Here is a 13,643-nt window from a genome sequence, read left to right as displayed (position 1 = left end):
ATGTTGCTGACCGAGGTCAGCTGAACATGGCGGCAGCGTCGCACCAGCCCACACCGGCGGCCATGGGGAATCGGTACTGGCCCATCGCCCCATTGTGTCTGAGGTATTAGCCTCAACGGAAATCTGGATAGTCCCTGCGCACCCGCTCCTCCACCGTCACAGCGAGCGGATGCGACGCACACTCGGTCAGGTTGCGCAGGATAGCCCAGGGCGTGTCAATCAGCAGATGGCCGGTGTCGAAATGCGGCAGGCCGTCGCGCTGGCGCAGGGCCTGCACGGCGAGCAGTTCGGCGGGGTAGACGCGATCGATGTCCTTCTCGAACTCGTAGGTGTTGCGCTCGGTGCCATCCTTGCTGCGGGCGATGTGCCAGTCGGCCGCGGCCTGCATGGCCGCCTGGAAAGCCGCTGCGTCGGTGCTGCGCCAGTGGTCGAGCACGGCCTGGTATTCGGGGATCAGCGGGTGCACAGGCCGGTAATGGGTCGAAATGCCGAAAGCCTGTGCGAACAGGAAAATCAGGAAGGTGTCGTTAGTGCCTTTGCCCCACCCCTCGCGACGCCACTCATCGGGCTTCAGGGCCTGGTCCTTGTGCGCGACCTGGATCAGGAAGCGGGCACCAGCCTCGGTGGCCTCCCACTGCGAGAGCATTGCGGTGGCGGCCACCTTCATGCTGGTCCAGAACGGTAGCAGCGGTTGCCGCTCAGTGGTCCAGGCCAGGGTCACGGCGGCCTCGAAGCGAAATGCGATTGAGCGCATCGCCACCGCCCAGCGCAGCGGCTGGGCGAGTTCGTCCAAGCGGCCTTGGCCGCTGAGGGCGCAGGCTTGGACCGCATACACATGGCCAGCCCAAGTTAGTTCCATCCAAAGTTTGCCCGACACAGGGCCGGAGGCCGCAAGATAGTTCTCTATGTTGTCGAAATATCGCTGTGGTTCATTGTCCCGGCTGGCGCGCTCGATCCAGCGATCACACCGCTTGAAGGTCTTCTTCAACGAAGGATGCCACGTGGGCGGGTGTTGGTCGCTCTTGTCGTTTGCCATCAACTCATCCTCGGGCCGCGGTGAGCCAGGTTCTGTTGCTCTGTTTCCTGGGTCTGCGCTTGTTGCTGGTTGATCTGTTGGACCTGAGCGAAGCTCTCGGCCGCCGGGCGCTGCGCAGCTTGCTCGGCTTGGACGTGGACATGGAAATCCGGGCCTCTGTCGCCGTGTGGCGAACTGACCGCGAAGATGCATGGCGTATCGGCGCTGCCGCCGATGCGCACCGAGTCCAGGGTCTTACACAGCGGATCGGCCTTGTATTCCTTCAGCAGGCTCGCGGCAATATTGTGGCTTTCCGCAACGTTCCAACGGCCGTCGCCCTGCACCGTGCGCAGTATCGTGTCAAATGCGGCGTGGTCTGGGTGGTCGGCATCGCCAGGAGTCAGCATCGTCTGTTTCGGCGCTGCGGGCTTGACCCATGGATCTATCTTGCGTTCGATCTGCAAGTGCGGCGCGTCCGGGCTCCGGCTCAGATTGAGCCGCACCCACGTGGCGTTGATGTTCTCGGCCTCCGGGCCGATTTCCCTGCTGATATCCTGAGCGATCGACTTCAGCCCAGGTATCGTGTTCTTCGGATCCCAGTGACCCTGGGCGTCAATCGCCCGCTCAAGCCGCTTGGCTACGAATTGTTCCGGGTCCCCATGTTGCGCCGGCGCCAATCCCTTGGCCGAGGTCTTAATCTCGAAGAACTCCAGATCACCATCAGGGTTGCGGCCGACCAGGTCGATGCCGTGACCGGAGCGGTTCTTGATCGCGACGATGTCGCTATATCCCTGCTTTACCAGGTCATGGGTCTGGATGGCTTCGCCGATGTCGCCGAGCTGGCGGGTGGTGAGCCGGGTCAGGTCCACGCCCTGCGTACTGTGGTCTAGGGCCGTCGGGAAATCGATCCTGCCGTCAAAGACACCCGGCGTGCGCTTGAGGATGGCGGTGAGTTCGTGCGGTGCCAGTTGGCCGCTGCGCAGCAGGCCTTCGACGTTGTCGGTGGCGCGCGCGGCGCGGACCAGATCGTCCAGGTGGCCGTCCTGGCGGGCCTGGCCGACCAGCCCGCGCAGCATCTGCTGCGCCCCTTCGCCGGCCTCACCACCACGCCGGGCGGCCTGGCCGATTTCCTCCAGCCCCTCGGCGTAGGCGCGAGCGCGGCTGGGCAAGCCCGCATGGCGCTCGGGCGCATACTCAGTGCCGTCGTGGGCGCGCGCACCAGCGCGTTCGGCACGCGCGGCATCGGCCAGGCCTTCGCTGGCCTCGGCGGCGGCCCGGGGGGCGATGTCCTCCATGATCTGCGCGGCCTTGCCGAGCTTGCTCACTTTGCTTGCCGGCACCAGGGTGGCCAGGATCTCCACTCCGGCCGCACCGGCCGCGCTGCCGATGTATTCGCGCTCGCGCCCATCGCGTTGCGCCTGTGCCAACCCCTGTTCCCAATGCTGCCACGCCTGCGTGACGGCGCTGCGGACCTGGTCGATCGGCTTGTGCGGGTCGGCGGCGACCTCGGCGGCATAGATGCGGACCATGCCGACCACCACGTCTCGGTAGTTGGGATCGGACGCCAAGCGCACACCCATGCGCGCCAGATCGACGGTATCGCTGAGCGTGGACAGGGCGTGCGTGGCACCGCCGGTGACGAAACCGTAGCCTTGCTGAGCCTCACCGATCACGTTGCTGCCGACATTCGCTGCAGCGCGCAACGCGGGCGAGGCACCGGGATCGGCGGCCGGGTGGCGGGCGGTGCGCTGCGCAGTGGCCAGGCCATCGCTGACTTGGGCGCCGGCCCGGCTCGCCGCTTTGCGCGTAGCGTCATAGGCCTGCCCACCGGCCTCAAAGGCCCGCTCGCCCAGCCGCTCGAGCAAGCTATCGCTGAGGTTGGCCTGGTCCAGCGCATCAGCAAAGCGCTGCCGTTCCTGCGGCGTCTCCAGGCGCTGGTCGATGGCGGAAAAGAAGGCGTTACGGTCGAAGGCGGCGAATCCCGGCGAGGCCGGCAGAGCATGCACCAGCGCAGCAGCATCCACGCTCCCCAGGCCTTGGTGCTGCAGGATCAACCGTTGCGCTTCGTAGGCCATCGGATCGACCCGGCCCTGTGCATCGGTGGCAGACAGCAGTGCTGCGATCTCGGTGGTGCTGGCCATGTGGCTGCCTCCGGGCATTTAAGGTGTGCGTTCTTCCCTGCGACCGTATTTTGAGCGCGGCGCAGCCAGTACTGCAAGTGTCGGCCAGACCCAGGGGAAGTGGCCGGAATATACGTTCCCCGGCATGTTGCATTCTCTACGACAGGCATTACAGCCCCGATTTTGGCAGGATCGACGGTCCGGTCGATCACGACATGCGCGTCGATCAAGAAGGCCGCAGGTACGCCCTGCGGCCCGCTCGCTTCGAGCCAATGCCGAACGACCCCGCGGGCGTATCCACTACTGTTAGTATCGGCGTCAGACCGCATCTTGCGGAGGGCGGCCATTGATCGCCATCAGCCTGGATGGTGCATAGGTTCTGAAGTCAATTTGTATACGAATTCCGAAAGCTGCTGCGGATCGCACATTACCTACCAAAGTATTATTGCTTCGCAGCAACCCGCTGCGCCTACCAAGAAACCGCTAGGAAACGGATATTCGGAATAGCAGTTGCATTGGCAATTCTGTCTTTGCGAACTCGGCCGCCGCTGAGGAAAGACAAAAGATCCACAGAGCCATTACAGTTTTTCCGCCGATCCTGTATCCGCAAAGCGCAATGGATCGCGCATCAGTCGGAACGACAATGCTCCCGCAGGGCGGACCCGACATGCACATCTTGGCACCGGCGGCGCCTCTCTCTCGGGTTATCGTCTACGCTGTCGGCTCTACCCTGTTCGGGGGTTGGGAGTACATGACGACGGTGGGTCAAGCATCAACAACCGGCAACCATGGAGTGACACAATTGCGCGTCGTTGTTCAAGAGGTTGGCTACGATGGGAGCGGGACGGCATGGATGAACGGTGCTGTTTTGCCAAGCAGCGCAAATTACTTCAATGATCCATTTTGTCAGACTGGCAGTTCCTACACAGCATGTAGCACAGGGTAGACCGTCGTCGGGTTTTATCATTACTACAACCTCGACGGTTACGGAAGGTCTGAATAACGCGGCCTGAGAGCGCGGAATGTCGAATCGTTCCGGCGAGTCGCGTTTGGATCTTCGGAGTTTGGCCATTTCTGGCGCTTTCCGTGGGAAAACCCCGGGCTACAGGCGCACGCTCCCCATAGCAGGCAGTAACTGCTTTCGCTTCATCCACAGGTTTGACAGCGCAAACAACATCAGCACCTGCGCCGTGTTCTTGGCCAGGCCGCGATAGCGGACCTTGGTGTAACCGAACTGGCGCTTGATCACCCGGAATGGATGCTCCACCTTCGCGCGCACGCTGGCCTTGAAGTGTTCCCAACGCGCTTGTCGAGCACGCTCGCGTCTGTTGCCGATGGCTTGAAGCGTCCAACGCTTGGCAGCAATGAAAAATGCAGCCTCGCAGTCCTGCAGTTCTTCGCGCTTATCGGCACCGGTGTAGCCGCTACCCCCAAACACGCTGTCTTCCTTCCCATGCAGCACTGCGTGCGTCACCGTCACATCGGCGACGTTGGCGGCCGTGCAACGGACGTGGCGCACCAGCCCGGAAAATTCATCCACGCCAATGTGCGCCTTCATCCCGAAATACCACTGATTGCCCTTCTTGGTCTGATGCATCTCAGGGTCGCGTGCATGGTCGGCGGTGATGCCAATTTAGTCACGGCAAATATCACGATTCATCAACCCACGCGGGGGTTTTTACACCTCCCTGTCAGGGTCGGTGTGTCTCCGCATTCTTTTTCAGGAGATCCACCATGACCACATCCAACGAAAAGTCCTTTTTCGACCTGCACATCACTGGCCTCGACTATCTCAATCGCATCCGCGAAGTGAAGCCGAAGAAAGGTTCTCCTTTCTTGGCCTGCGACATCGCAGCGCTCAACGGTCCAAGCGACGACGTCTCGTATGTGCGTTTCGACGACGTCCTCCCACCCTGAGTAGTGGCTTGGTTTAGAGTCCGGGGGTAATGATATCGGTGTTTGCCAGATGTTGGGCATACGCAGCCGGGGTCATGCCGCAGATTGCTTTTTTGGGTCGGTCCTCGTTGTATTCGCGTCGCCAGCGTTCGATTTCGGTGCGCGCGTGCAGCAGTGTCGGGAACCAGTGCTCGTTGAGGCATTCGTCGCGTAGTCGGCCATTGAAGGATTCGACGTAGGCGTTCTGGTTCGGTTTGCCGGGTTGGATCAGCCGCAACTGCACGCCACGGGCATGCGCCCAGGCGACCATCGCCTTACCGCAAAACTCCTTGCCGTTGTCAGTGCGGATCACCTTCGGCAAGCCGCGACTGTGTGCCAACCGATCCAGCACGCGCGCAACGCCATGTCCCGAGATCGCGCGCTCCACGTCGATGGCGACCGCTTCGTGGGTTGCATCGTCCACGATCACCAGACACTTGATCACCCGCCCTTCGGCAGTGCGGTCGAACACGAAGTCCATCGACCACACCTGGTTGGCCTGCGATGGCCGCAGCAGCGGCTGACGCTCGCCTATTTGCACTTTTTTGCGCTTGCGCCGCCGGACCTGTAGCTGCTGTTCGCGGTACAACCGCTCCACGCGTTTGTAGTTCACGATGCGCCCTTCCTGTCGCAGTTTGAGATAGATCATCCCCACGCCATAGCGACGATGGCGATGCGCCAGCGCAAGAATGCGCTCGCGCAGTTCGCCATTGCGGTCTTCGCGCGGGCAATAGCGCAGCGCACTGGCGCTCATGCCGATCGCTGCCAAGGCACGACGCTCGCTGGCACCGCGCCCGATCCACTCGCGCACCAGCGTACGACGCGCCGGTGCGCTTACCACTTTTTTCGCAGCGCATCCTTGATCAGGTCGTTCTCGAACAGCTGCTCGGCTAGCAACTTCTTCAGTCGAGCATTCTCGGACTCAAGGTCCTTGAGCCGCTTGGCATCGGGCACGCTCATCCCGCCGAACTTGCTGCGCCACAGGTAGTACGAGGCCTCGCTGAAGCCATGGCGCCGGCATAGGTCCTTGATCGCTATGCCCGCTTCGGCTTCGCGCAGGAAGCCAATGATCTGTTCCTCGGTAAAGCGCTTCTTCACGTCCAATCTCCTCGGGGTAGGGAATTGGACTCCAAACTGGGGCGCTACTCAAAATTGGGTGGACGTCGTCGATACGCGCGTGTCGGGCTCGGAGGCTCAACATCTGGTGCGCAAGTGCGAGCAGGCCACCAAAGACAAGAAGAAGGTGCTGATCGGCTTTCGCCTGGGCGATCTGTGGACCGACGTCTTCACCTATGAAAAAGGTGAGCGCGCCAGCGAACAGGGCGTCAGTGTCAAGGCTCGTCTGCTTTATATCAGCTGGATCAAGGTCGACGGCAACATGGTCTACAAGGCCGAGCCGAAGTCCGCCGAGTCCGCGAGACGAAGCCAGCGAGCGCGCCGCCACTCCTGTCGAGCAGGAAGCACCGGCTCCCGAAGCTGCAGAGCTTCCCATAGCGCGCCCGTGCGCAAAACATAGATAATGCCATTGAGGGCTTGCTCACCAATGATACGCGGCCGTCCACCTTTGGGCGAACGCTTCACTTGCGGAATCAGTGGCTCAATGCGCTTCCACAGCGCACTGGAGATCTCTTTGCGACGTGTCATGCCCTCATTTTGCCGCTGGCCAATAATATTCAAGGGGTGTTGTTAGCCGCTCTAAGTGAACAGCATTAAGCCTGTGAGAGGGACTACTTCATATTGGCGAAACTACTTTCATAGCAACCAGCGATTTCAGATGTTGACCTAGCAATGTGGGAATATGTCCCCCGGAGATGAGTACGCCCGCTTCCATATTCTTCTCCATCGCATGCCCGGTCAGGTTCGCGCTGGTGATGAAACAAATTTTGCTATCCGCGACCGCAACTTTGGCGTGGACGCGGCCGTCGGAAAACGGGTCGTTCTTGTCGCGCCAGGCATAGAGATTGGCGGCCGGAACCAGCGTCTTCATTTTGCCTATTGCATCGAAAGTGATGCTGCCACCATTATCTTGAGACAACTCGAGCAGCATTAAGATGCCCACACCGCGATCATTTGCCGCGTTCAGCGCCTTGACGATGGTGGACACGTCGTAGGCCACGAAGCTAGTAATGAACAACAATTGTTCTGCGGAGTTGATGACCTGCAAAAGCGCTTGCTCTGTTCGACGCGCCGATACGAAAGGTGTCGTCGGGCCAGTCCACACGAGTTCGGTGGATTGCTCGGAAGCGGCTTTGACGTAAACGTGGCTGGCGGCGATGAGCATTGATGCCAGTTCGTCAGAACCGACCTTGGTGTTTTGCCAGGCTGCCGCAAGGTGCTCGACCACGCTGCCGGCTACCGGGGTTCCGACCACACTCGACAACGTCGTCGCAGCCTTGCTGGCATCAGTTCGACGAACGCGGGCGGCAACGGCCTGCACCTTCTCAGGCGAGACCAGAGAGACCAAGGCTGCAATGGCATCCAAGAGTTCATCCATGTCAGAAACCCTTGAAGAAAGCAGCGTCGGCGCGTTCGAGTGTTGGTATGAGCAGCGATCGATCCAGATAGCGATTGCCTCGCTCGCAAGAGGTCTCCGCCACTAGAGAGCACGCATGGCAAGCAGCCCCATGCAATGAGCGGTCTTTTTCGGGGTCATGTTCCGAGCAGAGCGGATCGGATGAGCATATCTTCGAGCGATTCAGTGCTTGCTCCAGCAGGCGACCTAGGTTTTCTGGTTTGCCAAGATCAACAAGGCCGCCCAGCGTGCCGTCAGAATCTGCTGCTGCGGTGTAGATAAGGATGCCCGCCTGCGGGCTGTCGCCCGACGTATCGGCATAGATGCGCTCACGAATGCTCGCAGCGTTGTACCCGCACTCCAGCGCCAGTTCACGAATCAGCAAATGAGACAGGGTGTGCAGCATTGCATAGCGAATGCCGGGGTAGCCTTCGTTCGGTTCGAGATGACGCGAATTGCGCCATCCCTTATGCCCGCCACGGAGCATCTGGTCGACCTTTTTCACGCCATCCAATGCCTCCCATTTGACGAGCGCGGCTTCGTTAAACTGCACGAAGATTCCTTCGCCATGAACCTGATTGGCTGGCACCCAGTCTGGCTTGCTGCGCGACAGACTGGCCATCTGAGGGCGTTCATTCGGATCGCCAGACTCTTCGGGTGCTTCGACCCGAGTGAAGCCCAACAAGGCATTCACTTCGCGCAAGCGCTCAAGGAGCAAGACTCGACTGATAGGGCCGCTGAATCCTGATGGCGTGCGGACTTTCTTACTCATGAAGTGCGGGTAGTCCGTGGGCGGGTTGGCCTCTGTCAGCACATCCCACTCGGGCCCTTTGATGTCGGCCTCACCCACGGCCTCCTGCCCGCCGCCTTTGCGGTGTGCATCAATGGCCGACCAGATCGACGCCGCCTGATACTTGTCGATTCCTGGCAGCGCCCCGGTCTTCTTCAAGGTCTTCACCGTCACCGACACCTCGGCTTCGGATTCGAGTTCATCGAAAAACTCCCAGCCATCCTGGATCAGTTGACTGAGCGGGTCCTTGGTCTGAGGGATTGCAAGTGCGGAGAGCGTGATCGGGAACCAGCTATTCGTGGCACCCAATAGCACCGCCCGTGCTTCCTCATCGCATTCCTGGTCGAAGTGGTCTAGGTGCGGATGCCGTCCCCGGCACCCAGGAAGATTCTCTTTTCCCGCCTTGCCGAAAGCATGGGCCATGCTTCTGGATGCCCCACAGGCATCACACTTCACCCACAGGTTTTCCGTTTGCAGCGACGCGCCGCTCTCGAAGAAGCGCAGCGTGCCCTTGCACGAACTATTACCGCCGTGGACGAAGTAGTGCCAAGGGAAGTCATCAAGATGGCCGTCTCGGCAGGCCAGCAGGAAACGTGCGGGAACGGCATCCGCGTCCTTCGCAGGTTGGTCGCCTTTGGAGCCTCGGCAGCCTTTGTGTACAAAGCGGGTTCGCTCCGGCCTGAAGCGGTTCTCCTTGATCTCGAACAGACCGGCATCAAAGGGTGATAGCAGGCCGCACTTCACGCAGCGCATCCAGCGCGGGAATGGCCGAACGGGAACACCGATGTTGGCCTCTGCCGACCAGACATCGACGAGCTCACTCTTATGGAATGGAGGCATCCGCAGGTTTTCGACCTGCGCACCCAGAACCTTCCGAACAGCAGCGAGCAGACGTGCCTCCTGAATCGGCTGGCAGCGATCCTTTTCCCATCGGTCGATGCCAAGCGTCACCACTGACAGGCTCGGCAGGTCAATCAGAGCTCCGGGCCCATAGGTCCACAGCAATTGGCTGGGGCGTACTTCTCCGACTGGAGTTTTGTTGTTGATGATCATGTTCAATCCTCATCCTTCGTTGCGGGACGAGGCTTCCAATCGTGATCGTCCGTAATATGGCTCGTATTCATGATCAGGCGCACACCGGGCTCCACTTCCCGCATCGACATCGGCACGGTCCAGTTGTCCCAGGCTTGAAGGCCGGGCGATTTGATCAATGCAACGGTCTTGTCTTTTTCGGGGCCACGTTTCTCATACGACAAGATCCGTCCGCCCTTGCTGACTTCTTTCGCCCATTCGTCTGCGCGCTCTTTCAGCTCGGTCTCAGTCAGCTGCTTGCGTGAGTTGTCTTCAGCAACATTGCCTGCACGAGTCGCCAATACCTTGATGGCATCAGTCATCTCGGCCTGATTGGACATGCTCAGTTGACCAGCGCCTTCGTTCGGGCTGAAGACATTGTTCTTAAGGCGCATCAGACTCAGCATCACACCTGTCAAACCACGGTCCATCGCGCGCGGTGAGAACGGCGTTACCGATTGCGCCTCGACGTGTTTGTAGAACGTAGCGTGGTAGTGCTCAAAGGTTTCGTAATGCGACAGGTCCCGGGGCCTGGCCCATGTCAGCACCGTGCAGACCAAGCCCGGGAAGGAACGCCCGACACGACTGGTGGCCTGAATGTATTCAGCGGTTCCTTTGGGCTGCCCGTTCACTGCCATCAGCCCGAGTCGGTTCACGTCGACCCCTACGGACAGCATGTTGGTCGCTAGCACGACATCAATGGCGCGCGTATCGCCTTCTTGCCAGCGGGTCACGTACTTGCCGGTTGCAGTGTCGAACTCGGACTTGAACTTGATCTCCAGGTTGTCGAGGTACTTGGGAATATCCTGACTTGATACCCGAGACGTCAGCTCGCGAATGTTGCTGATACTGCGTTGCGCCAGTGCGGGCCGCTCGACCATGCTCATTTGCACACGGTAGGAACGTGTCTGCACATCGTCCTCTGCCAAGCGCTTCATCCCGCCCAACTCACGCAGGGAATTGAAGTAGCCGACCATGGTCATGTACGGGTCGGCGGGCTCGCCGAAGTGGTCGAATAGCTCCTGTGTTGCCGTTAAGAACGCCGTGTAGACGCGGATCAACATTGCGGGGCGTGAACTGCCGGGTGAGCACACCCCGAGATAACGCCGTCCCGGCTTCTCTGCGATTGGTCGTTGCACCGAGAAGAAGTTGTCTTCCACGTCTAGGCCGTGCGGAGGAAACACCGAAACCCGGCGCATGAAGACGTTGTTCACTTGCTCCTTGGCTTTGCGCACCGTCGCCGTGGAGGCGATGACTTTCGGTTTGACCGTCTTGCCATTGAGCGTCCAGCCGCACAGTTCATCCACGGCGGTCTCATATAGGCCCACCATGGTGCCCAGCGGCCCACTAATCAGGTGGAACTCATCCTGAATGATCAGGTCAGGCGGGCGTATCGAGTTAATGGCCTTCACCTTCGAGGAAGGAAGCCCCTTACCAGCTTGGTGATTGCCATTGCAATCGGCACCTTGCCAAAGCAGTCCGTGGCGCTCGCATTCCTGCCCGACACGACCAAACAGCGTGCGCACCTGACCACGCCACGCCATCATTGCGAACTTGTCCACGGTGCCGATCATCATCGTCGGTGGGCGGTGATAAATCTCCTCGTCGACCACCAGCACCGGAAGCCCCGGATGGGGCTGCTTTCTGGACTTGCCCTTAGAGAAGTCGCAGCGGCCCTTCTTGTCTCCGCAATAGACGAAAGTTCGGCCAGAGCCTTTGTCAACCTCAACATCTCGTCCGGGAGCCACTTCCGAGCCGCACCACGGGCAACTGGTGAGCTGCGCGGGTGATGCCGTTCCGGCGTTGTATTTGCCGGGATTACGCATATCCTCAATGGCTCGGTGGCTGTCCTTAGTCGTGCCCGGTGTGACCTTGTTGCCAACCCACAGGCCGATGGTAAAAGGCTCCGTGCCGAGGGATTTGTCGCCCTTGTCGAGCGCCTCTCGCCGCAACACTTCCATGGCGCAAATCAATGCGGTGGCGCGCTGGAATTGCTGTAACGTCAGCAAGCGCAGCGTGTAACGCATAATCACGGCCAAACCGCGTGAGCCGTCATACCCGCCGAGATTGCCCTGCATGCGCCGAATGGCCATGGTGAAGGCCGCCACGCCCAAATAGGCTTCGGTCTTGCCGCCACCGGTGGGGAACCACAGCAGATCGGCGTAGGCCTCGACAGGCTCAACACGATCCGGGTGGTTCGGATCTGCCAGTGACGGGATCGAGAGCAGCAGAAACGCCAGCTGGAATGGACGCCAACTGCGGTTCTTCAGTAAATCGAACTTGCCGATGGTGACGTCCTCGCCCCGGCGCATGGCCAGCGCGTATTGGCTGCGCACGCGTTGTGTGGCCATAGATCGGTTGGCAAACCGGAACGCAGCCAGCGCTTTCTCATTGCTTTTCAGCGTGTCGATACCCTGTTGCAGGCGTGCGTGGATCTCCTGGCAGCGGTCTGTCGCTTGTTGCGCCTGGGTGTCGTAGCCGGTGACCTCGGCCCCTACGCGAGCGCGCTGTTCATCAATCCACGCGGCGTAGTCTTTAGTCAGCATGCTCAAGGCATCAACGAGCGGGCCTATCTCCAAGGTCGCCAGCCGCTGCATATCGAGCAAGCCACTGCTGATCATTTCGCGCATCGCCGGACGATCGGATGGATCAAGACCGGGAGTCTCCGTTACCTGTACCTCGTACTGCGGCATCACCGTGGTGCGTACCTCGGTAGCCAGCGTCACGTCGTCTGCGGTTTCGGCATGGACGGCAACGCCATGCCCCACGGCGAATTCCACACGGTTACGGTAGATCATCTCCAGCGCTTCACGCTCGGGGTCCATGCCGTCTGCGTCAAGCACCGGCCTGCGCCGGAAGATTGCGCGCTTGGCGGCATCCCTCTCAGAACGAACGATCAGCTCGGGCTGGAACACCCATGCCGTATCGCGGTTGGTTTTTGGCTCCTCCTGTGCATTCACCAGGAACAGCGTGACCAGCCGATCACCATTGGCATTCTTGGCCCGAATGGAACCCTGCACACGAACATCAGGAAACTCGTTGTCAGGTGCCTGATGCGGAATCACACCTTCGGTCAGCGGCAGCACGATCTTGCCGCCACAGGGAATGCGTTGCCAGACCTTGGCCTTGGTCTGCACTTCGGCACCGGATTCCTTATTCTTGCGGGTGCGGAATATCTCATGCTCATTAGTGCGCTCGTACCGACCCCAGAGTGCTTCGATCTCGATCCGATCGGCATCACCATCCACGCAGAAGGTCATGCCCAGACTGCTGGGCACCAACGACTGGTTGCTAGCGGCATCAATCTCGTCAGCTGAGTCCGACTCCGGGTCCACACGCCCGGTAGCTGTTCCAAACTCCGCACCGGGTTCGTGCCGTCCGGGCGCCTTTGCCTCCATGGGCTCTTCGGCGTCGTCATTGGCCAAGGGCCCGTCCAGCCCCTCAATGCCGCCCTGTGCAGTCTCACGAGGGGCCAGTTTGCCGACCAGGTAGCGGTCGCGCACACCCATGTCGACAATGCATTCATGCGGGCCGCCAGCCGGGCCGAGCAGGTCGTCCATCACGGCCAGTTGCAGCAACTCGCGGATATAGGCGAGCTCCTGCTGATACGAAGGCGACTTGTCATCAGAACCAATCACTGGTACTTCGGCGATGGTCTTGTGTAATGCCTTCGGGAGCGACTCAAGGAAATCCGTCCATTGAATACGGCCAACGCTGCCGGAGGATGGTGGTGTGAGTGACGTAAGACCAATCGAAACCGCCGGTTCGACCAACAACATGCGGTCGAAGTAGATCGTAGTGGTCTCCAGATCAGAACGAACCCGCAGAACCCGCCCAACCCTCGTGATGTGACCGGCGGTGTTCAGAATCAACACCCAGTCGTCATCGGCGATGGTTTGAAAAAGCGAACGCTCGCCTTTCAACCGCAACGTATATGCTGCCAGCACGGGATCGGCAGCCAAGCTATGATCATTAGCGATCCATGCGTTCGATGATTTTTGTGGGTTGACTTCGGCCATTCTGATCCCCTTTGTTCTTTTCGCTTTTTTGCAGGCGTTTAAGCAACTTGGCAATCGCCGTCGCAGCACTTGCACAGTTCGCAATCAGCGTTTGTCCCTGATGCAGCTCGGGGCCTGATGGGCTGGGCTACTCTGAGCAGTATCCAAACTGATGATGCAAATTTCCGGCAGCAAATTTCAG

Annotated in this window: 8 protein-coding genes and 3 pseudogenes; 3 read left to right on the top strand and 8 right to left on the bottom strand. The window is 60.1% G+C overall.

From position 1 onward, the window contains the following. Nucleotides 1–112 precede the first annotated feature (112 nt). Together QRN38_RS06575 and QRN38_RS06570 are read right to left on the bottom strand one after the other, a co-directional pair. On the bottom strand, nucleotides 113–1,036 hold the full coding sequence (locus QRN38_RS06575) for a hypothetical protein (protein ID WP_046833627.1): 924 nt from the start codon (nucleotides 1,034–1,036) through the stop codon (nucleotides 113–115). Next, nucleotides 1,036–3,156: an XVIPCD domain-containing protein gene (locus QRN38_RS06570; RefSeq protein ID WP_057419151.1), complete on the bottom strand. Its 2,121-nt coding sequence runs from the start codon at nucleotides 3,154–3,156 to the stop codon at nucleotides 1,036–1,038. The genes QRN38_RS06575 and QRN38_RS06570 overlap by 1 nt, the downstream gene beginning before the upstream one ends. 595 nt (nucleotides 3,157–3,751) lie before the next feature. Here QRN38_RS06570 and QRN38_RS28005 point away from each other — a divergent pair. Next, nucleotides 3,752–4,081, top strand: a complete 330-nt coding sequence (locus tag QRN38_RS28005; RefSeq protein ID WP_081025530.1) for a DUF4879 domain-containing protein — start codon at nucleotides 3,752–3,754, stop codon at nucleotides 4,079–4,081. 156 nt (nucleotides 4,082–4,237) lie between these two features. Here QRN38_RS28005 and QRN38_RS06565 read toward each other — a convergent pair. Then, nucleotides 4,238–4,753 (bottom strand): annotated as a pseudogene (locus QRN38_RS06565) (IS5 family transposase); the annotation flags it as partial. A gap of 116 nt (nucleotides 4,754–4,869) precedes the next feature. On the opposite strand from QRN38_RS06565, the pseudogene QRN38_RS06560 reads away from it, so the two are divergent. Then, nucleotides 4,870–5,034: pseudogene (locus QRN38_RS06560) on the top strand (DUF3577 domain-containing protein); the annotation flags it as partial. A 31-nt stretch (nucleotides 5,035–5,065) separates the two neighbouring features. On the opposite strand, the gene QRN38_RS06555 reads toward QRN38_RS06560, so the two are convergent. Continuing rightward, a protein-coding gene (locus QRN38_RS06555; RefSeq protein WP_095575461.1) for an IS3 family transposase occupies nucleotides 5,066–6,168 on the bottom strand; the annotation gives its coding sequence in 2 pieces (ribosomal slippage) (nucleotides 5,066–5,910 and nucleotides 5,910–6,168; 1,104 coding nt in all). On the opposite strand from QRN38_RS06555, the pseudogene QRN38_RS28000 reads away from it, so the two are divergent. After that, nucleotides 6,107–6,415 (top strand): annotated as a pseudogene (locus tag QRN38_RS28000) (DUF3577 domain-containing protein); the annotation flags it as partial. The gene QRN38_RS06555 and the pseudogene QRN38_RS28000 overlap by 62 nt on opposite strands. A 38-nt stretch (nucleotides 6,416–6,453) precedes the next feature. Here the strand turns inward: QRN38_RS28000 and QRN38_RS27995 are convergent. From QRN38_RS27995 to drmA, 4 genes are all read right to left on the bottom strand, one after another. Then, a complete protein-coding gene (locus QRN38_RS27995) occupies nucleotides 6,454–6,714 on the bottom strand; it encodes a transposase (protein ID WP_350310299.1) in 261 nt (86 codons plus the stop codon). An 88-nt stretch (nucleotides 6,715–6,802) separates the two neighbouring features. Next, complete coding sequence (drmC, locus tag QRN38_RS06545) at nucleotides 6,803–7,564, bottom strand: DISARM system phospholipase D-like protein DrmC (RefSeq protein ID WP_033836485.1); 762 nt, start codon at nucleotides 7,562–7,564, stop codon at nucleotides 6,803–6,805. Nucleotide 7,565: 1 nt separating this feature from the next. Next, nucleotides 7,566–9,425 carry an MrfA Zn-binding domain-containing protein gene (drmB, locus tag QRN38_RS06540; RefSeq protein ID WP_046833629.1) on the bottom strand — a complete coding sequence of 620 codons (1,860 nt, stop codon included), beginning with the start codon at nucleotides 9,423–9,425 and terminating at the stop codon, nucleotides 7,566–7,568. Between the two features lie 2 nt (nucleotides 9,426–9,427). Next, nucleotides 9,428–13,462, bottom strand: coding sequence for a DISARM system helicase DrmA (gene drmA, locus QRN38_RS06535; RefSeq protein WP_046833630.1), 4,035 nt, complete (start codon nucleotides 13,460–13,462; stop codon nucleotides 9,428–9,430). Between the last annotated feature and the right edge of the window lie 181 nt (nucleotides 13,463–13,643).

This window comes from Pseudomonas sp. CFBP2511 (assembly GCF_030209255.1).
Taxonomy (GTDB): domain Bacteria; phylum Pseudomonadota; class Gammaproteobacteria; order Pseudomonadales; family Pseudomonadaceae; genus Aquipseudomonas; species Aquipseudomonas avellanae.
This window is presented reverse-complemented; position numbering and strand designations above follow the sequence as displayed.